The sequence below is a fragment of the Agreia sp. Leaf210 genome (assembly GCF_001421485.1).
GTDB lineage: Bacteria > Actinomycetota > Actinomycetes > Actinomycetales > Microbacteriaceae > Agreia.
Map to the genome: position 1 here is coordinate 40,198 of NZ_LMKK01000001.1, position 19,748 is coordinate 59,945.

Genomic DNA, 19,748 nt, shown 5'->3' on the forward strand with positions numbered 1-19,748 from the left:
CTTGCGTCAATCGGACCTTGCCGAACCGGCGAAACCCGTTCGGTACTGTGTGAAACTCTAAACGACACTGAACCGTCTTTTCTGTGAATGACATTAGTTGTAACGAGATGGAAATGCCGTTCATTCCCGAGTCGGACGAATGTCGATCGCGAGTTCTCAATGATGATTCGTGGCCAGCGCGTGCACGGATTGGATCGACGCGGCCCGTTCTTCGTCGATCGGTCAGTTCTGTTCGAGTGTCTCGAGCATCAACCGGATGGCCGCCGCCACAGTCTGCTGCCTGACGCTGTCGCGATCCCCGTCGAGGTGAAGCCGACGAGAGACCGCACCGTCTTCGCTCGCGAAGCCGAGGAACACCGTGCCTGCGGGATGCCCGTCTTGCGAGCCGGGGCCGGCCACACCCGTGGTCGAAACCCCCCAAGCGGCCGCATCCGGCCCTTCGCCGAGACGGTGCCGCACCCCGTGCGCCATCTGGATCGCGACCTCGGGATCGACGGGCCCGCGCGCGGAAAGGATCTCGTTGTCGACTCCCAGCAGAGAGGCCTTGAGATCCGTGGCGTAGGCCACCACTCCCCCGCGAACAACCCGAGACGCACCCGGAATACGGATGAGCTCAGCCACGAGGAGGCCGCCCGTGAGCGACTCAGCGACGGCCACCGTGAGCGAGCGGCGCACCATCTTTTCGATCAGCGCGTGAGTCTCGTCTATTCGGACCGGCGGGGTCATGCTGCCGGCTTAGCCGCTCGTCCGAGGCGCCATGCCTGCACGAGGTAGTCGATACCCGTGACGACCGTGAGAACGAAGGCGATCGACATCGTCACGATGTTGACCCAGTCGAACCAATCGCCCAAGAGTGCGGGAAACGGCACGAGGGCCAGCGAGATAGCGATCGACTGAGCCAGTGTCTTGAGCTTTCCCCCGCGCGACGCCGGAATCACTCGATCGCTGAGCACGGCGAACCGGAACACGGTGATTCCGACCTCGCGCACGAGGATGACCGCCGTGACCCACGGGGGAAGTTCCATCAAGATGGAGAGACCGACGAGCGCCGCCCCCGTGAGCACCTTGTCGGCGATGGGATCGAGCAGCTTGCCCAGATCGGTGACCTGGTTACGAGAACGAGCGATGTGGCCGTCGATGCCGTCGGTGGCGATCGCCACGATGAACAGCGCTGCGGCGGCGTAGCGGAGCGGCGTGTCCGCGCCGCCGTCGGCAAGAAGCATCCAGAAGAACAGCGGTGCCAGCAGGATACGGACGACGGTGATGACGTTCGGAAGGTTCCAATTGCTCACGCGCGTAGTGGCCTCGGTCACGGTGCTCTACTCTCTGCCGGTCAGGCCCCAGGCATCTTCGTCTGAATCGCCCTCTTCTTCAGGGTACCGCTCGAGTCCCCGGGCCACCGGGTCGTCGGCGTAGGGATCGTCGTCTGCCGCGGGTACGGGAACAGCGGACTGCTGCGGTGCGGCCGGCACGGCCGACGCTGAGGCTGCGGGAGTACCACGAAGCATGGCGAGCACCTCGGGGAGCTGCTCCGCGGTGACCAGCACGTCTCGCGCTTTCGATCCCTCGGAGGGTCCGACGATGTCCCGCGATTCCATCAGGTCCATGAGACGACCGGCCTTCGCGAATCCGACCTTGAGTTTGCGTTGCAGCATCGACGTCGAGCCGAACTGCGTGTTGACCACGAGCTCGGCCGCGGCGAGGAGGATCTCGAGGTCGTCGCCGATATCGGCGTCGATGTTCTTCTTGACCGCCTCGACCGCCACGTCGTCCCGATACTCCGGCCGGGCCTGATGCGTGACGTGCTGCACCACGGTTGCGATCTCTGCCTCGCTGACCCACGCACCCTGTACGCGGATGGCTTTCGAGGAGCCCATGGGAAGGAAGAGACCGTCGCCCTGGCCGATGAGCTTGTCGGCGCCCGGCTGGTCGAGGATGACCCTCGAGTCGGTCACGCTCGTCACCGCGAACGCCAGCCTGCTCGGCACATTCGCCTTGATCAGACCGGTGACCACGTCGACGCTCGGTCGCTGCGTGGCCAGGACCAGGTGGATGCCGGACGCACGCGCCAGCTGGGTGATGCGCACGATGGAGTCTTCGACATCTCGCGGGGCCACCATCATGAGGTCGGCGAGCTCGTCGACGACGATCAGCAGATAGGGGTACGGCTTCAGCTGCCGGTGGCTGCCCACCGGCAGGATGATCTCGTTATTGACGACGGCTTTGTTGAAGTCGTCGATGTGCCGGAAGCCGAAGCTCTCGAGGTCGTCGTACCTCATGTCCATCTCTTTGACGACCCACGCCAGCGCCTCGGCTGCCTTCTTGGGATTCGTGATGATGGGAGTGATGAGGTGCGGGACGCCCTGGTATGCCGTGAGCTCGACGCGCTTGGGGTCGATGAGCACCATGCGCACCTCGCTGGGCTTCGCGCGCATCAGGATCGACGTGACCATGGAGTTGACGAAGCTCGACTTGCCGGAGCCGGTGGAGCCGGCCACCAGGAGGTGGGGCATCTTGGCCAGGTTCGCCATCACGAACTTGCCCTCGACGTCTTTGCCGACGCCGATGGTCATGGGGTGGTTGTCGGAGGCCGCCTTCGTGGATCGAAGCACATCGCCCAGGGAGACGATCTCTCGGTCGGTGTTCGGGATCTCGACGCCGATGGCGCTCTTGCCCGGGATCGGCGAGAGGATGCGCACTTCATTGCTGGCGACCGCGTACGACAGGTTCTTCGACAGAGCAGTGACGCGCTCGACTTTGACGCCCGGGCCCAGTTCGATCTCGTAGCGGGTGACTGTGGGCCCGCGAGAGAAGCCCGTGACGGTCGCGTCGACCTGGAACTGCTTGAGGACCTCGGTGATGGCCGCGACGATCTCGTCGTTGGCGGCGGAGCGGGCGAGCGAAGGCCCGCCGGTCTTGAGACTGGCCGCGGCTGGCAGCCGGTAATCCGCGGCCGGGGTGTCGATCTGGATGCCGGGCTCGGTCGACTCCTCGTCGAGGTCGAGCTCTGGCTGAACCGCACGCACGGGCGCCTGGGGGTAGGCGGATGACGACTCGACGGCCGCGTCATCGAGGAGGCTCGTCTGCGGTGCCGCGCCCGGCCGGATCTCTCCGGTGAAGCGTCGAACCGCGCGCTCTGCTGCCTTCATGTCGTCGAGCAGACCCGCCCGGGCCGCTTCGTCGGCGTCGTCGGGATCGACGACGCTCGCGGCGTTGGCGAACGGCTCGTCGGCCACCGGGGTGCGATCTTCGACTCGCGGAGCCATGGCCGGAGCGTCGAACTCGGGGTCTTCTTCACGCTGCGACGCGTTCCGCCTCCACCACGGCAGACCGTCGGAGTCGACGTCGCGTGCGACGAGATCGAGTTGCTCGGTCGACAGCGCCGCCGTGCCCGCCTGAGCCTTGAGCGCTTTCGCCGCTTTCGTGGCCTTCTTGGCCTCGCGGTGCTCTGCCTCGTCGGGGAAGGCCGCGCCGAACAGGTAGGCGTAGAGCTCGCGAAGACGCGATCCGATGCGGTTCGGTGGCGTCTTGGTGAGGATGAAGACGCTCAGCAACAGCAGGGCCGACACGACGACGGTGGCGCCGATCGGTGTGATGAGAGCGACCAACGGGGCCGCGAGCACCCAGCCGAAGATTCCGCCGCCCGAGGCGAGCTGGCCCCCCGCGGGATTCGGCTGGCCGCCGTAGATGTGGCACAACGATGACACGGTGATGAGCATGAGGCCGAGGCCGATGCCGATGCGGCCGTTGTTGTGCACCGAACTCGGGTGTCGGAACAGCCATGCTGCGAGCAGCAGTAGAACGACGGGGAGAGCGTAGGCCACCCGCCCGAACAGCAGGCCGAAGGTCCATGCTTCGATCGTGACGGCGACGGCGTTGGAGACGAGGAACCACTCGACGACCGCACCGGCGATGGCCATGAGAACGAGCAGAAACGGCACGCCGTCGCGCCGCTCGGCCTTGTCGAAGTCGGCCGGCGAGAACGCACGGAAGGCGCCGCCGACGACGTGAGCCATCGCGAGCCAGGCACGACTGACGATGCCGGGGCCCTGTTCTTCTTTGGCGGCGGGGTTCAACCGGACCGTCTTCTGGGTCGCAGCCGCACGCGTGGGGGTCTTTCGGGCGCCCGTAGACGCACTCGAACGACCTGAGGACGCTCCGCGTGCGCGAGAGGTCGACTTGGTACTCGTAGCCATGCGCTCACGCTACCCGCGGGCACCGACGATCGCCGGTTGCGTGCGCCGGGTGTCTGATTTCCGGCGTACCCTCGTGCCATGTCATCTCGCCTGCGTCTCGTGCTGCTCGTGTCACTGCCCGCCGTGGTCTGCGCCGCGATCGGTCTGCTGCACCCGCATCACCTGACCGATGCCACCGCCTCGATCTGGCAGGTGATGCATCTGATTCTCATTCCGCTCTTCCCTCTCGTCGGACTCGGGCCCTGGCTGATCGCGCGGCGCTCTAGTCGGCCTCTGGGCTGGGTCGCAGCCGTCGGCGGATATGGATTCGCGACGTTCTACACCTCGCTCGACCTTCTCGCGGGTGTCGCAGCCGGCACGCTGCAGCTGGCCGGCGTCACGGAAGGCAAGGCGCCCGTGTACGAGGTGGCACGAGCACTAGGACTGATCGGCGTCGTCTCGCTCGTCGTCGCCTGCCTCGCGGCTACGGCGGCAGTGGCCATCCGAGTCCGCCTGCGCGCGCTTCCCGGCGGCGTCGTCGCCGTCATCGGCGCGTGTCTCGTTCAGCCCGGACACATCTACCCCGGCCTCGGCACGGCGGCCATGCTGCTTCTCGCGGCGGGGCTGACCCTGCTGGCGCTGGCCATCACGTCGTCGATGTCCTCCGATCGAGCGCCGGGAACGACGAAGGGCCCGGCGTCGAACGCCGGGCCCTCGTAGGTTCTGTCAGATCGTGACTACGCCTCGATGACGAGCGGAACGATCATCGGACGACGACGGTAGGACGTGTTGACCCAGCGACCCACGGTGCGGCGGACGACCTGCTGCATGGCGTGCTGGTCGTGCATTCCGTTCTTGGATGCCTCGGCCAGGGCCGCGACGATCTTGGGCTTCACGTCGTCGAACACCGACTCGTCTTCGGCGAACCCCTTGGCGTGAATCTCCGGTCCCACGACGACTCGACCGGTCTGGGCCTCGATCACCACGATGATCGAGATGAAACCCTCCTCGCCGAGAATGCGGCGATCCTTGAGATCGGCATCCGTGATCTCGCCGACGCTGGAACCGTCGACGTACACGAACCCGAGGTCGTACTGGCCGACGACAGAAGCGACGCCGTCTTTCAGATCGATGACCGTGCCGTCTTCGGCGATGATCGTGTTCTCTTCGGGAATGCCGGTCTGCTGGGCCAGCTTCGCGTTCGCCACGAGGTGACGCTGCTCCCCGTGCACGGGCAGAACGTTCTTCGGCTTCAGGATGTTGTAGCAGTAGAGGAGCTCGCCCGCCGCAGCGTGCCCGGAGACGTGCACCTTGGCGTTGCCCTTGTGCACGACGTTGGCTCCGAGCTTCATGAGGCCGTTGATGATGCGGTAGACGGCGTTCTCGTTGCCGGGGATGAGGCTCGACGCGAGGATGACCGTGTCGTTCTCGCCGATCTCCACCTGGTGCTCACCATTGGCCATGCGGCTCAGCACGGCCATGGGCTCGCCCTGCGACCCGGTGGACATGTACACGATCTTGTCGTCGGGGATGTCCCCCGCCTTCTTGAAATCGATGAGCACGTTCTCGGGAACCTTGAGGTATCCGAGCTCTGCCGCGATCTGCATGTTGCGCACCATCGAGCGGCCCAGCAGGGCGACCCGGCGTCCGTTGTTGTGCGCGGCATCCAGAACCTGCTGCACACGGTGCACGTGACTCGAGAAGCTGGCGACCACGACGCGGCGGGGCGCACGGCGGATGACGTCGTCGAGCACCGGCCCGATCGAACGCTCGAGGGCGGTGAAGCCCGGTACGTCGGCGTTGGTCGAGTCGACAAGGAAGAGGTCGATGCCCTCTTCGCCGAGACGGGCGAAGGCGCGAAGATCGGTGAGTCTGTTGTCGAGCGGCAGCTGATCCATCTTGAAGTCGCCGGTGTGCAGCACATTGCCCGCGACCGTCTTGATCGCCACGGCGAGCGCGTCGGGGATGGAGTGGTTCACGGCGACGAACTCGAGTTCGAACGGGCCGAACTGCTCGATCTGCCCCTCGACGACGGTGAGCGTGTACGGCTTGATGCGGTGCTCTTTGAGCTTCGCCTCGATGAGCGCGAGCGTGAGCCCCGAGCCGATGAGGGGGATGTCGCGCTTCAGGCGCAGCAGGTAGGGGACGGCGCCGATGTGGTCTTCGTGGCCGTGGGTGAGCACGATGCCGAGAACGTCGTCGAGGCGATCGCGCACGATCGAGAAGTCGGGCAGGATCAGATCGACCCCGGGCTGGTGCTCTTCGGGGAAGAGCACGCCGCAGTCGACGATCAGCAGCTTGCCGTTGATCTCGAAGACGGTCATGTTGCGGCCGATCTCGCCGAGGCCACCCACCGGAATGACCCGGAGAGTGTCAGGGGCGAGGGCGCGCGGTTCGTATGCGATGTTGGGCATGTGCCCTCCTAGCTCGTGGTGCCGGCCCGGATGGGGCTAGCGTGTGGTGCCCGCGACCTTCGGCAGAGCGCCGCCGGCGGCGGCGTTGCGGTCGGGGCGGAAGTTGGTGAAGTCGATCGAGGGAATCCCCTTGACCAGGTCGATCTCGTTCTCGATGTGCGCGGCTTCCCACTCTTCGGGGCCCACGAGGGGCAACCGAACGCGGGGACTGCCGATACGGCCGAGGCCGTGAAGAATGTATTTGGCCGCTACCGTGCCGGGTACGTGGGTCATGACCGCGCGAACGAGCGGTTCGAGCGACTGGTGCGCGGCCGTGGCCGTGGCCAGATCCCCGGCGTTCACGGCGTCGACCATCACTCGATACGGGCCGGAGGCGATGTTGTTCGTGACGCCGATCAGACCGGTCGCGCCGATCGACAGATGCGGCAGCACGTTGGCGTCGTCGCCGGAGAAGTACATGAGGTCGGTCTGGTTGATGACGCGACTGACCTCGCTGAAGTCGCCCTTGGCGTCTTTGATGGCGAGGATGTTTGGGTGCTTCGCGAGTCGGAGGATCGTCTCGTAGGTGATGGGCACGCCCGTACGACCCGGGATGTCGTAGAGAATGACCGGCAGATCGGTGGAATCGGCGATCATGCGGAAGTGCGTCAGCAGCCCGGCCTGCGTGGGCTTGTTGTAGTAGGGAGTCACGACGAGATTGCCGTCGGCGCCGGCCTTCTCGCTCTGGCGAGCGAGCTGCATGGCGTGCGCGGTCTCGTTCGACCCTCCGCCCGTGAGTACCTTCGCGCGACCTGCAGAGACCGACTTGGCGACCTGCACGAGCTGGAGCTTCTCCGCGTCGGTGAGCGTCGAGGTCTCCCCCGTCGTCCCCGAGACGACGATGCCGTCTGCACCATGACTGATGACGTTGTCAATGTGCTTCTCGACGCTCGGCCAGTCGACCTCTCCGTCGGCTGTGAACGGGGTGACGAGGGCCACGAGTACCTGGCCGAACGGATTCTCTTTCGTGATCACGGGTTACAGGCTACCGGTCGTACAAGCCCGCACACTGACACGTCGGCGTCAGAATCCGAGTCGCCCGAGTTGCTTGGGGTCACGCTGCCAGTCTTTCGCCACTTTGACTCGCAGACTGAGAAACACCTGCTTGCCGATGAGGGGTTCGATCTGCTCGCGGGCGGTGGCGCCGACGGCGCCCAACCTCGATCCGCCCTTGCCGATGATGATGGCCTTCTGGCTGTCGCGCTCGACGAACACATTCGCGTAGATCTCGACGAGCTCGCGGTCGTCGCGCTCGATGATGTCGTCGATGGTCACAGCCAGCGAGTGCGGCAGCTCGTCGTGCACTCCCTCGAGCGCGGCTTCGCGGATGAATTCGGAGATGCGCGCCTCGAGCCCTTCGTCGGTCGTCTGCTCGGTCGGGTAGAGCTGAGGCGACACGGGGAGGAGACGGATCAGCTCGGCTGACAGGATATCGAGCTGGATGCTGCTCTGAGCCGACACCGGAACGACCGCGGCCCAGTCGCGCAGCTCGGACACGGCGAGGAGCTGCTCGGCGACGGCCGGACGCGATGCCGCATCGATCTTGGTGACGATGGCGACCTTCTTCGCCTTGGGGAAGCTCTCGAGCTGCTCGTTGATGAACCGATCGCCGGGGCCGAGTTTCTCGTTGGCAGGGATGCAGAACCCGATCACGTCGACGTCGCCGAGGGTGGTCTGCACGATCGCGTTCAGCCGCTCGCCCAGGAGCGTGCGCGGCCGGTGCATGCCCGGAGTGTCGACGAGGATCAGCTGCCCGTCCTCGCGGTGCACGATCCCTCGAATCGCTCTCCTGGTCGTCTGCGGCTTCGAGGAGGTGATCGCGACCTTCTCCCCCACCAGGGCGTTGGTCAGTGTCGACTTGCCGACGTTGGGACGCCCCACGAACGAGACGAATCCCGCTCGGAAGTCGGGGGTTTGTGCAGTGCCGGAGTCGGTCACTCGGATCCTCTCTCTGAGACGGCCGGCGTCGCCGACATGTCTCGTTGCACCAGAACGGTGCTGATTCTTTTGCGTCGACCCTCTGTACGTTCCGCCGTGAGCACGAGGCCCGACGTCGTCACGCGAGATCCGCTCGACGGCAGGCGACCGAGTTCCTTCGAGAGGAGCCCGCCCACGGAGTCGACGTCGTCGTCGTCGAGTTCGAGGTCGAAGAGCTCGCCGAGTTCGTCGACAGGAAGCCGTGCGCTGACTCTGTAGACGCCGTCCGACACGTTCTCCACCTCCACGATCTCTCGGTCGTACTCGTCGGAGATGTCTCCGACCAGCTCCTCGATCAGGTCTTCGAGGGTGACGAGCCCGGCGATTCCACCGTACTCATCCACAACCATGGCGAGGTGATTGGAGTCGAGTTGCATCTGTCGTAGCGTGTCGTCAACTTTCTTCGACTCGGGCACGAACAGGGCGGGGCGTGCGAGCTCGCGAACGGTCTGCTTGTCGACGGCTGCGGGCTTCTCGTGGGTGAGGCGCGCGACATCGCGCAGGTACAGGATGCCGACGATCTCATCGACGTCGTCTGCCACCACCGGCATGCGCGACACTCCGGTGCTGAGGAACAGCCCCATGCCCTGGCCGACCGTGGCGGTGTCGTCGACGGTCACCATGTCTGTGCGCGGGATCATGACCTCGCGCACGACGGTGTCCGAGAAGTCGATGATCGAGTGGATGAGCTCGCGATCCTCTTCTTCGAGAACGTCGAGCTCCGTCGCCTCGTCGACCATGCTGAGGAGCTGCTGCTCCGAGGTGAAGGCCGCGGATCGAGGACGGCCCGGCGTCACCCGGTTGCCGAAGGTGACGAGCGCGCCGGCGATGGGACCGAGCACCACGCGGAGAGCGTGGACCAGGAACGCCGTCAGACCGATCACGGCCTCCGGGTGCGCCCTCCCCACACTGCGCGGACTCGACCCCACGAGAACGAATGAGACCGTCGTCATGATCAGAGCCGCGAACAGGAGAACGAGCCACGGGCCATCGATCCAGACCGTGAGAACGATCGTGACGAGAACCGCTGCGGTCGTCTCTGAGACGACGCGGGCGAAGTTCACCGCGTTCATGTGAGGACTCGGATCTGCGGCGATCGCGCGCAGCGATCTCTTCGCCCGGTACTTCTCCGCGAGCTCGGCGATGTCGGCCCTGGAGAGGACAACGAGAGCCGAGTCGGTGGCCGCGAACAGCCCGCCCAGTGCCACGAGCAGGAACGCGGCGACCAGGAAGAGTGCAGTGATCATGTACGTCGGCGACGCTCGGTGGCGGCGAAGCCGGTGAGGATGTCGCGCTGCAGACCGAACATCTCCTTCTCCTCGTCGGGTTCGGCGTGGTCGAATCCGAGGAGGTGGAGGACACCGTGAGCCGTCAGCAGCTGGAGCTCGTCGAGGATCGTGTGACCCGCGCCGGCGGCCTGCACCTCCGCGACCTGGGGGCACAGAACGATGTCGCCGAGCAGGCCCGGTGGGGTCGGCGCGTCCTCGGTGCCGGGGCGCAACTCGTCCATGGGAAAGCTCAGGACGTCGGTCGGCCCGGGCTCGTCCATCCACTGCACATGAAGCTGTTCCATGGCGGCCTCGTCTACCAGGACGATGGCGAGCTCCGCGTCGGGATGCACATGGAGCTGGTCGAGCGCGTAGGTCGCGAGCCGCAGAATGGCCGTTTCGTCGACCGGAATCGCGGACTCGTTGTTGATCTCGATGCTCATCGCGTCTTCTTGTACCTTTGGTCTCGCTCGGAGGCGCCGATCGTGTCGCCGGCCTTCTTGGCCATCTGAATCTGGTCGTACTTCGTGTAGGCGTCGACGATCTGACCCACGAGAGTGTGCCGGACGACGTCGGCGCTGGTCATGGTGGCGAAGTGGATGTCGTCGATGTCGCCGAGCACTCGGGTCACCAGCTGGAGTCCGCTCGTGCCCATGGGCAGGTCGACCTGTGTGATGTCGCCGGTGATCACCATGCGCGAGCCGAAGCCCAGACGGGTGAGGAACATCTTCATCTGCTCGGGCGTGGTGTTCTGCGCCTCGTCGAGCACGATGAACGAATCGTTGAGCGTGCGCCCGCGCATGTAGGCGAGCGGAGCGACCTCGATCGTTCCCGCGGCCAGGAGCTTCGGCACGACTTCGGGATCGAGCATCTCATTGAGTGCGTCGTAGAGGGGACGGAGGTACGGATCGATCTTGTCGGTGAGGCTTCCCGGAAGGTAGCCGAGTCGCTCTCCCGCCTCGACGGCGGGGCGGGTGAGAATGATGCGATTGACCTCTTTGCGCTGCAGCGCCTGCACCGCCTTGGCCATCGCGAGGTACGTCTTGCCCGTGCCGGCCGGCCCGATTCCGAAGACGATGGTGTTCTCGTCGATCGCGTCGACGTAGGCCTTCTGACCGGCTGTCTTCGGCCGGATGCTCTTGCCCCGGGTCGAGAGAATCGCTTGCCCGAGTAGATCGACCGGGCTCGCGCTCTTGTCGGCGTCGAGAATCGCAGCGCTCGAGGTGACTTCGGTGGAGGTCAAATCCTGTCCGTTCTTGATCATGAGAAAAAGTTCTTCGACGAGACGTCTCGCAGCGTCCACGTTGTCGGCATCGTCTCCGGTGAGAGTGACCTCGTTGCCCCTGACGTGCACGTCGACGCCCGGATACTGCTTCTCGATCGTCGAGAGGAGCCGGTCTTGCGGCCCGAGCAGGCGCACCATGGCGATGCCGTCGATGTGGATGCGCGCCTCACCCGACGCGGAATTCTCAGCCGGCGGCAAGGGAACCCTCTCCGAGGCCTCCGGCGAGGACGTGCGCGTGAACGTGGAACACCGTCTGCCCGGCGGCCTCTCCGGTGTTGAACACCAGGCGGAACTCGCCGCCCGCGCGCTCGTCGGCGATGCGGGATGCGAGAGCGACGATCTCGGCGAGCAGTGCAGGGTCGCCGGCAGCAAGCTCGACGACGTTGCGGTACTTCTCGGTCTTGGGCACGACGAGAACGTGTACCGGCGCCTTCGGAGCGATGTCTTCGAACGCGATGACCGTATCGGTCTCGGCAATGATGGTCGCGGGGATCTCTCGCGCGACGATGCGGGAGAAGATGGAGGGTGCGTCGCCTGAGGTTGACATGTCTCTATCTTAAGAGCGTCGTCGCCGACGCGGCAGGCGCCGCCGGGCGAGTTCGCTCTGGGCACAGCCCGGAGAAGGCGCCCGTCACCAGCGGTCGAGTCGCACGTTGAGCACGGAGAGCGCCGATGGACCAGCGGTCGACGTGCGCAGGATCTCATCGCCGAGCCGCACCCGGATCGCACCGCGGCTCTCGAACAGATCGAGTTCGTGCGGGGCGATGCCGCCCTCGGGGCCGACCACCAGAATCAGGATGCGCGCATCCGCGGGAAGCTCGACCTGAGAGAGGCGGGTCTCGGCCGACGGGTCGAGCACGAGCACCGTCGCGTCTTCAGCGAGTCGAGCGAGCTGCTTGGTGTTCATGTGCTGCTCGACGGAGGGCACCCACGAGCGGATCGACTGCTTGGCGGCCTCGCGCACGATCGCGCCCCAGCGCTCCATACCCTTCGTGATCTTCGCACCCGTCCATTTCGACACCGATCGCTCGGCAGCCCACGGAATGACTCCGGATGCGCCGAGCTCGGTCGCCGCCTGCACGGCCAGTTCGTCGCGGTCTCCCTTGGCGAGCGCCTGAGCCAACCAGACTTCGGGAATCGGCGCCGAATCCAGGATCGACGACTCGACCCGGATCTCGAGCGCCGCCGGCTCCACCCTGCTGATCGGTCCGCGAACCACGAGCCCGGCGCCGTCACCGATCGAGATGACCTCCCCGACGCGAAGGCGGTTCACGGTCACCGCGTGACGCGCCTCGGGTCCGTCGAGCGCCACGACATCGCCGACGGCGTGCGGCACCGTTGCGAGGTCGGAGCGCAGAAACAGGGAGCTCATGGTCAGACGTTGAGGAAGCGGTCGCGCAGCTTGGCGAACAGTCCCTGCTGGAAGTGGCCGAGCGTCGGGGCAGGGTACTTGTGAGCTTTCGCCAGCTGCTTCACGAGCTCCTTCTGCTTGTGGTCGAGCTTCGTGGGCGTCGTGACCTGGACACCGATCTTGAGATCGCCTCGGCCCTGGCCGCGCAGGTGGGTGATGCCGCGACCCTTCACCGTGATGATCTCCGCGCTCTGCGTCCCGGGCTTGATCTCCACCTCGATGTCGCCGTCGAGAGCCGTGACCGACGAGGTCGTGCCGAGTACGGCATCCCACATGAAGACCTCGAGCGTGCAGAGGATGTCGTCGCCACTGCGGCTGAAGACGTCGTGGTGCCGCACCTTCATCTCGAGGTACAGGTCTCCATTCGGGCCGCCGGCGGGGCCGACCTCGCCCTGGCCGATGAGCTGCAGCCGAAGACCCGTGTCGACTCCGGCGGGGATGTCGACCGGAATGGAGCGACGGGCACGCACGCGGCCCTGGCCCTGGCAGGTGACGCAGGGAGCGGGGATGACGGTGCCGTAGCCGCGGCAGGTGCCGCAGGGCGCGCTCGTCATGACGTTGCCGAGAAGAGACCGCACGGCCCGCTGGATCTGACCGCTTCCGCCGCAGATGTCACAGGTGACGGGGGATGTTCCGGGCTGGCAGCACGAGCCGTTGCAGGTCTCGCAGACCACGGCCGTGTCGACCTCGAGGTCACGGTGCGTTCCGAAGATGACTTCGCCGAGGTCAATCTCGACGCGCAGCAGGGCGTCCTGCCCGCGCTCTTCACGCGATTTCGGACCCCGTGAGCCGCCCTGCGCTCCGAAGAAGGTCTCGAAGATGTCGCCGAAGCCGCCGAAGCCACCCTGCCCGCCGGGATACCCCTGCTGAGGCCCTCGGTCGTAGTCGCGGCGCTGCCCTGGATCGCTCAGCACGTCGTAGGCGTGGGTCACGGCCTTGAACTTCTCTTCGGCGTCGGGTGCCGAGTTCACGTCGGGGTGCAGCTCGCGGGCCAGACGCCGATAGGCCTTCTTGATCTCTTCGGGGGTGGCGCTCTTGTCTACGCCGAGCACGTCGTAATGGTCAGCCACGCGGGCGTCTCCTTATAAGTCGGGATTCGCTGACCGTGAAGCGGCAGCGTTCTGTCAGATGGGGGCGGCGTCCGGACGACGCGCGGGGAAGAAGGGTCAACTCTCTCCGAGGGCGCGGGAGAGATAGCGGGCCACGGCACGCACGGCGGCGATATTGCTCGAATAGTCCATGCGCGTCGGACCGAGCACGCCGAGGTGGGCGAGAGAACCGCCCTGTGCGCTGTAGCCGCTGGCCAGGATCGACGTCTCCCCCAGTCCGAACGGAGCGTTCTCGCGGCCGATGCTCACCGAGACTCCACGCTGATCAGCCTCGAGCTCGCTGAACAGTCGCAGAAGAACGACCTGTTCTTCGACCGCCTCGAGCACGGGCAGGATGCTGCCGTGGAAGTCGTTCTCTGTTCGCACGAGGTTGGATGCCCCGGCGATCACCAGCTTGTCGTGGCGCGTGGCCGCGACGTGATCGGCGATGGCGGCGACGATGACCCGCACCACCGGCATCCGGGATGCCGCGAACATGCCCGGCAGCTCACCGAGGCGGGCGGCCGCCTCGACGACGCCGACGCCGGTCAGGGCCGTGTTGAGCTTGGCGCGGAGCTCTCCGAGGAAGTCGACGTCGACCTCGCTGGGCACGTCGACGACGCGCTGGTCGACGTGCCCAGAGTCTGTGATCACGACGAGGAGGAGCTTCTGCGGCGCCAGGGCGACGACCTCGAGGTGGCGGAACCGCGCCTGCTGCAACGACGGGTACTGCACCATCGCGACCTGTCGGGTCAGCTGGGTGAGAAGGCGCACCGTGCGTGCGAGAACGTCGTCGAGGTCGGCGGATTCGCCGAGGAACGTCTCGATCGCCTGGCGCTGAGCCGAGGTGAGGGGCTTGAGGTCGGCCAGGTGGTCGACGAACAGGCGGTAGCCCTTGTCGGTGGGGATGCGCCCGGACGACGTGTGCGGAGCGGTGATCAGCTCTTCTTCTTCGAGGAGCGCCATGTCGTTTCGGATGGTGGCCGCGGACACGCCGAACGAGTGTCGATCGACGATCGACTTGGAGCCCACGGGCTCACGGGAGGCCACATAGTCTTGAACGATGACGCGGAGCACTTCGAGGCTGCGGTCTGACACCATGTCGCGACACCTCCCTCTCGGCTGCACTCTTTCGTCTACGTAGTCTCGCGAACGATTGGCACTCGGAGATCCTGAGTGCCAATTATATCTCGCCGAGGGCGCCTGGGGATCATTGCCCGCCGGAGGAGTTCCGCAGTATCTTGTGCTGGAAGCCCTCATCCAGCGACGAAAGGCCGCGACTCATGTCCGATCCCAACGCAACTCCTGAGAACACCTCGGGTGTGGGCGGGCCGACGCCCCCTCCCTACACGCCTCCCGCAGGCCAGGTCCCACCCGACTTCGGAACCCCGGCCGGCGGCTCGGTCCCGCCGCAGTACGGCACTCCGACCGGTGGCCAGACGCCGCCTCCCGGATACACCCCTCCGCCCGCCTCTGCGCCCGGTGCGCCGCTCAGCCAGTCCGACGACAAGCTCTGGGCGTCGCTCGCGCACTTCGGTGGCGTCCTCAGCTTCATCCCGCCGCTGATCATCTGGTTGGTCTTCAAAGACCGCGGCCCTCTCACCAACCAGGAGGGTAAGGAATCGCTGAACTACCAGATCACGATCGCCATCGCGTGGGTCGCGTACTCGATCGTCGCTGTGATCCTCGGCTTCATTCCCATCCTCGGTTCGATCCTCGCGCTGATCCTCGTGCTGGCGATCTGGGCCGCCCAGATCGTCTTTCCGATCATCGGCGGGGTCAAGGTCAACGGCGGTGGCACCTACCGCTACCCGTTCGCGATCCGACTCATCAAGTAGCCCGCTGAAGGGAAGCGCCGGTCGTCACATCGAGTCGATCGGCGCTTCTTTGGTTTAATGGGGGCATGACTGCAGCCCCGCCACCGTTCGAAGCCGCGTACCAGCCCCAGCCCCCGATGGCGCCGCAAGATCAGCGACTCTGGTCGACGCTGATCCACCTCGGCGGAATCCTCTTCGGATTCCTACCCGCACTCGTCGGCTATCTCGTCCTGAAAGACCGAGGCGACTTCATTCGCCAGCACACCCGCGAAGAATTGAACTTCCAGATCTCGCTGGCGATCTATCTGACCGCCACCGTGCTCCTCGGCTTCATCACCTTCTTCATCGGAACGATCCTCGCGTTCCCCCTCGCGATCGCCGCGATCATCTTCATGATCATCGCGGCAGTCAAAGCGAACGCCGGCGAGTACTACCGCTACCCGCTGACCATCCGCTTCGTGAAGTGACTCCTGTCGGGCGCTAGCTCGTCAGGCGCCGCACGACGGCGTCGGCGAGCAGCCGCCCGCGCAGAGTGAGCACCACGGTGCCCTGGATAGCTGACCGCCCATCGACGAGACCATCGGCGATCAGCCCGGCTACCTCACGCCTCGGCTCCGCACCGAGCGAGTCGATGCGCAGGCCCTCACGGATGCGGGTGAGCAGCAGGACCCGCTCCGTCTCGCGGGTCGTCGCATCCAGAGTCTCGCGGCCGGCGGCCGGGGAATGCCCGCCCGCGATGCGCTCGGCGTATGCGGCGGGATGCTTGACGTTCCACCACCGCGTGTCGCCGACGTAGCTGTGCGCGCCCGGTCCGACGCCCCACCAGTCGTGGCCCTGCCAGTAGGCGAGATTGTGCCGCGAGACGAACGCGTCGTTCGCAGCCCAGTTGCTGACCTCGTACCAGGAGTACCCGGCGGCGGCGAGCATCTCGTCTGCCAGCTCGTACATGTCGGCCTCGAGGTCGTCGTCGGGCTCCTCGACCTCGCCCGACTTGATCTGGCGCGCCAGCTTCGTGCCCTGCTCGACGATCAGCGCATAGGCCGAGAGGTGATCGGGGCGGGAGGCCAGGGCGCTCTCGAGAGACGTGCGCCAGTTCTCCAGCGACTCCCCCGGTGTGCCGTAGATGAGGTCGAGACTTACCTGCAGCCCGGCCTCGCGCGCCCAGTCGACCACGAGCGGCACGCGCTCGGGGTCGTGGGTGCGGTCGAGGGTGCGCAGCACATGCGGCACGGCGGACTGCATGCCGAAGCTCACCCGGGTGAACCCGGCATCGGCGAGGGTCTTCAGATAGTCGGCGTCGACGCTGTCGGGGTTCGCCTCGGTCGTGACCTCGGCCCCCTGCTGCAGGCCCCACGCGTCACGCACGGCGGCGAGCATGCGCACGAGGTTCTCGGCGGGAAGCAGGGTCGGTGTTCCGCCCCCGAAGAAGACGGTCGACACCTCTCGGCGCGGCACGCCCGACTGCTCGAGCACTCGGCGGGCGAGGTCGACCTCGACCACCGCCTGAGACGCGTAGTCCGACTGCTTCGCACCCCGAAGCTCGGTGGCCGTGTACGTGTTGAAATCGCAGTATCCGCAGCGAACGCGGCAGAACGGAACGTGAAGATACACGCCGAAGTTACGGGCGGCGGCGTCGCGGTCGGAATCGGGCGGCAGGAGACCGTCGAGGGGGGCGGGATCGCCGAGGGGAAGCGCCGACGCCATCAGCGCCGACCCGTCGCGCGGTGACTACTCACGCGGCGCGACCGGGAAGAAGAGCGCGCAGGTACCGCTTCGTCATGAGTCGCTGCTGTCGACGCAGCAGTGGCGAGACCATGCGATAGAGGGCCGTGCTGCCGCGCGAGAACGAACGCACGGTGAACCAGACCGAGTCGTCGGGCTCGTGCGTGACGACGAAGCTCTCCTCGCCCTCCTCCGGATGCCCGGGCAGGGTTCCGTAGGCGAAGCCCGCCTCGTTCGGCTCGTCGATGACGATAACGACCCGCACGGGAGCCGTGACGACACGACCATAGGCCCGGATGCGCAGATCGGCCGTGACACCGGCCGAGATCTGCGGCGTTCCGTCTTCGGAGTAGGTGAGTTCGGGATTCACGTCGCGCGCGGCCAACGGCGTGCCGTCGGCGTCGTAGACGAGCCCCGCGTAGTCGGTGTCGCTCGGCGTGGGCAGCTCGATGTTCGACACCTCGATGCCGCTGTTCTTCTGCACGCCCCACGCCAGCAGCGTCGCTGCAGCGGCATCGAATCGCTCGCGCCCCGAACCGATGCGGATGCTGTCTTCTGCAGGTCGGTAGCCCTTCGGAGGGTAGAACATGAGGTCGGGCGCCTGCGAGGCCCCGACGGCCGCATAGGTCAGAGACTGGCCCGTGTGCGTGGATCGCTGCAGCATGAGCTACTTCTTTTCTTTCTTCGTCTCCGTGTCACCTGACAGAGCCGCGATGAACGCGCCCTGGGGCACCTCGACGCGCCCGACCATCTTCATGCGCTTCTTGCCCTCTTTCTGCTTCTCGAGGAGCTTGCGCTTGCGGCTGATATCGCCGCCGTAGCACTTGGCGAGAACGTCTTTGCGCATCGCGCGGATCGACTCGCGCGCGATGATGCGCGCACCGATGGCGGCCTGGATCGGCACCTCGAACTGCTGGCGCGGGATGAGCTTGCGCAGACGCTCGGTCATGAGTGCGCCGTAGGCCTGCGCCTTGTCGCGGTGCACGATGGCGCTGAACGCGTCGACCTGCTCGCCCTGCAGCAGGATGTCGACCTTCACGAGGTCGGCCTCCTGATCGCCGATGGGCTCGTAGTCGAGCGAGGCGTATCCGGCCGTCTTCGACTTGAGGCTGTCGAAGAAGTCGAAAACGATCTCGGCGAGCGGCATGTTGTAACGGATCTCGACGCGGTCTTCACCGAGGAACTCCATGCCGAGCAGGGTGCCGCGGCGGCTCTGGCAGAGCTCCATGATGACGCCGACGTAGTCCTTCGGCGCCAGGATCGCCGCCTTGACCACCGGCTCGTGGACGCTCGTGATCTTGCCCGAGGGGAACTCGCTCGGGTTGGTGACGGTGACGGTCTTCTTGTCTTCAGTGGTGACCTCGTAGATGACGCTCGGCGCGGTGGCGATGAGGTCGAGACCGAACTCGCGCTCGAGGCGTTCGTTGATGATCTCGAGGTGCAGCAGTCCGAGGAAGCCGCAGCGGAAACCGAAGCCGAGGGCGACCGAGGTCTCGGGCTCGTAGACGAGCGAGGCGTCGCTGAGCTTGAGCTTGTCGAGGGCGTCTCGGAGTGCGGGGTAGTCGGTGCCGTCGATCGGGTACAGCCCCGAGAACACCATGGGCAGCGGTTCCGTGTATCCCGGCAGAGCCTCGGTCGCCGGCTTCGAGTGGGTGGTGACCGTGTCGCCGACCTTGGACTGACGGACGTCTTTCACACCGGTGATCAGGTAGCCCACCTCGCCGACGCCGAGACCCTTGCTGGGGGTCGGCTCAGGCGACGAGACACCGATCTCGAGGATCTCGTGGGTGGCACGGGTCGACATCATCTGGATCTTCTCGCGCGGCGACAGCTGGCCGTCGATCATTCGCACGTACGTGACGACGCCGCGGTAGGAGTCGTAGACCGAGTCGAAGATCATGGCGCGAGCCGCGGCATCCGGATCACCCTGGGGCGCGGGGACGAGAGCCGTGAGGCGGTCGAGGAGCTCGGGAACGCCGACGCCCGTCTTGCCCGACACCCGCAGCACGTCTTCGGGCTTGCCGCCGATGAGGCTGGCCAGCTCCTGCGCGTACTTGTCGGGGTCCGCCGCCGGCAGATCGATCTTGTTCAGAACAGGGATGATCGTGAGGTCGTTGTCGAGGGCCAGGTAGAGGTTCGCCAGCGTCTGGGCCTCAATGCCCTGGGCGGCGTCGACGAGCAGGAGGGCGCCCTCGCAGGCCGCGAGAGAACGGGACACCTCGTAGGTGAAGTCGACGTGGCCGGGGGTGTCGATCATGTTGAGCGCGTAGGTCTGGTCGTCGAGCGACCAGGGCATACGCACGGCCTGGCTCTTGATCGTGATGCCGCGCTCGCGCTCGATGTCCATGCGGTCGAGGTACTGAGCCCTCATATCGCGATCACTGACGACTCCGGTGATCTGCAGCATGCGGTCGGCCAGCGTGGACTTGCCGTGGTCGATGTGGGCGATGATGCAGAAATTGCGAATGAACGCGGGGTCGGTGGATGCCGGCTCCAGGGCCTTGTTAGCTAGCGGGCTCACGCGTTCCTCTTGTGTCGTACGGCGGGTAAGC

At 66.0% G+C, this 19,748-nt stretch carries 19 protein-coding genes; 3 read left to right on the top strand and 16 right to left on the bottom strand.

Translation table 11 applies throughout. The annotated features are described in order from the left end of the window. Positions 1-222: 222 nt before the first annotated feature. The 3 genes from ASE64_RS00210 to ASE64_RS00220 are packed head-to-tail and all read right to left on the bottom strand — an operon-like array spanning position 223 to position 4,196. Positions 223-726, bottom strand: a complete 504-nt coding sequence (locus tag ASE64_RS00210; protein WP_055774310.1) for a CinA family protein — start codon at positions 724-726, stop codon at positions 223-225. Then, positions 723-1,313, bottom strand: a complete 591-nt coding sequence (gene pgsA / locus ASE64_RS00215) for a CDP-diacylglycerol--glycerol-3-phosphate 3-phosphatidyltransferase (protein WP_055774312.1) — start codon at positions 1,311-1,313, stop codon at positions 723-725. Before pgsA ends, ASE64_RS00210 begins: the two co-directional genes overlap by 4 nt. A gap of 6 nt (positions 1,314-1,319) precedes the next feature. After that, positions 1,320-4,196, bottom strand: coding sequence for an FtsK/SpoIIIE family DNA translocase (locus ASE64_RS00220; protein ID WP_055774315.1), 2,877 nt, complete (start codon positions 4,194-4,196; stop codon positions 1,320-1,322). A 78-nt stretch (positions 4,197-4,274) separates the two neighbouring features. On the opposite strand from ASE64_RS00220, the gene ASE64_RS00225 reads away from it, so the two are divergent. Beyond that, positions 4,275-4,895: a hypothetical protein gene (locus ASE64_RS00225; protein WP_055774317.1), complete on the top strand. Its 621-nt coding sequence runs from the start codon at positions 4,275-4,277 to the stop codon at positions 4,893-4,895. Between the two features lie 17 nt (positions 4,896-4,912). Here ASE64_RS00225 and ASE64_RS00230 read toward each other — a convergent pair whose 3' ends face one another. From ASE64_RS00230 to hrcA, 10 genes are all read right to left on the bottom strand, one after another. Further along, positions 4,913-6,589: a ribonuclease J gene (locus ASE64_RS00230; protein ID WP_055774320.1), complete on the bottom strand. Its 1,677-nt coding sequence runs from the start codon at positions 6,587-6,589 to the stop codon at positions 4,913-4,915. 36 nt (positions 6,590-6,625) lie between these two features. Beyond that, complete coding sequence (gene dapA, locus ASE64_RS00235) at positions 6,626-7,603, bottom strand: 4-hydroxy-tetrahydrodipicolinate synthase (RefSeq protein ID WP_055774323.1); 978 nt, start codon at positions 7,601-7,603, stop codon at positions 6,626-6,628. Positions 7,604-7,651: 48 nt separating this feature from the next. After that, on the bottom strand, positions 7,652-8,566 hold the full coding sequence (era, locus tag ASE64_RS00240; RefSeq protein ID WP_055774327.1) for a GTPase Era: 915 nt from the start codon (positions 8,564-8,566) through the stop codon (positions 7,652-7,654). Then, positions 8,563-9,852 carry a hemolysin family protein gene (locus ASE64_RS00245; RefSeq protein WP_055774331.1) on the bottom strand — a complete coding sequence of 430 codons (1,290 nt, stop codon included), beginning with the start codon at positions 9,850-9,852 and terminating at the stop codon, positions 8,563-8,565. The genes era and ASE64_RS00245 overlap by 4 nt, the downstream gene beginning before the upstream one ends. Next, a complete protein-coding gene (gene ybeY / locus ASE64_RS00250) occupies positions 9,849-10,316 on the bottom strand; it encodes an rRNA maturation RNase YbeY (protein ID WP_055774334.1) in 468 nt (155 codons plus the stop codon). Before ybeY ends, ASE64_RS00245 begins: the two co-directional genes overlap by 4 nt. Beyond that, complete coding sequence (locus ASE64_RS00255; RefSeq protein WP_055774337.1) at positions 10,313-11,356, bottom strand: PhoH family protein; 1,044 nt, start codon at positions 11,354-11,356, stop codon at positions 10,313-10,315. Before ASE64_RS00255 ends, ybeY begins: the two co-directional genes overlap by 4 nt. After that, complete coding sequence (locus ASE64_RS00260) at positions 11,343-11,705, bottom strand: histidine triad nucleotide-binding protein (protein ID WP_055774340.1); 363 nt, start codon at positions 11,703-11,705, stop codon at positions 11,343-11,345. Before ASE64_RS00260 ends, ASE64_RS00255 begins: the two co-directional genes overlap by 14 nt. Positions 11,706-11,789: 84 nt before the next feature. Beyond that, the gene (locus tag ASE64_RS00265) at positions 11,790-12,530 is read right to left on the bottom strand and encodes a 16S rRNA (uracil(1498)-N(3))-methyltransferase (protein WP_055774342.1); all 741 of its coding nucleotides are present in this window, start codon (positions 12,528-12,530) and stop codon (positions 11,790-11,792) included. 2 nt (positions 12,531-12,532) lie between these two features. Next, entirely contained in the window at positions 12,533-13,639 is a 1,107-nt protein-coding gene (gene dnaJ, locus ASE64_RS00270; RefSeq protein WP_055774345.1) for a molecular chaperone DnaJ, read from the bottom strand. 96 nt (positions 13,640-13,735) lie between these two features. Then, the gene (hrcA, locus tag ASE64_RS00275) at positions 13,736-14,758 is read right to left on the bottom strand and encodes a heat-inducible transcriptional repressor HrcA (protein WP_055774348.1); all 1,023 of its coding nucleotides are present in this window, start codon (positions 14,756-14,758) and stop codon (positions 13,736-13,738) included. A 182-nt stretch (positions 14,759-14,940) separates the two neighbouring features. On the opposite strand from hrcA, the gene ASE64_RS00280 reads away from it, so the two are divergent. Both ASE64_RS00280 and ASE64_RS00285 read left to right on the top strand, forming a co-directional pair. Then, positions 14,941-15,495, top strand: coding sequence for a DUF4870 domain-containing protein (locus tag ASE64_RS00280; RefSeq protein ID WP_055774350.1), 555 nt, complete (start codon positions 14,941-14,943; stop codon positions 15,493-15,495). A gap of 65 nt (positions 15,496-15,560) precedes the next feature. Then, positions 15,561-15,941 carry a DUF4870 domain-containing protein gene (locus ASE64_RS00285; protein WP_055774353.1) on the top strand — a complete coding sequence of 127 codons (381 nt, stop codon included), beginning with the start codon at positions 15,561-15,563 and terminating at the stop codon, positions 15,939-15,941. 13 nt (positions 15,942-15,954) lie between these two features. Here ASE64_RS00285 and hemW read toward each other — a convergent pair whose 3' ends face one another. From hemW to lepA, 3 genes are read right to left on the bottom strand one after another with little or no spacing between them, the layout of a single operon-like run. Then, the gene (gene hemW / locus ASE64_RS00290; RefSeq protein WP_055774356.1) at positions 15,955-17,178 is read right to left on the bottom strand and encodes a radical SAM family heme chaperone HemW; all 1,224 of its coding nucleotides are present in this window, start codon (positions 17,176-17,178) and stop codon (positions 15,955-15,957) included. Positions 17,179-17,206: 28 nt separating this feature from the next. Continuing rightward, positions 17,207-17,860 (bottom strand): DUF1990 family protein, encoded by a 654-nt coding sequence (locus tag ASE64_RS00295; protein ID WP_235480427.1) that lies wholly within the window; start codon positions 17,858-17,860, stop codon positions 17,207-17,209. Between the two features lie 3 nt (positions 17,861-17,863). Further along, positions 17,864-19,717: a translation elongation factor 4 gene (lepA, locus tag ASE64_RS00300; RefSeq protein WP_055774359.1), complete on the bottom strand. Its 1,854-nt coding sequence runs from the start codon at positions 19,715-19,717 to the stop codon at positions 17,864-17,866. Positions 19,718-19,748: the final 31 nt, after the last annotated feature.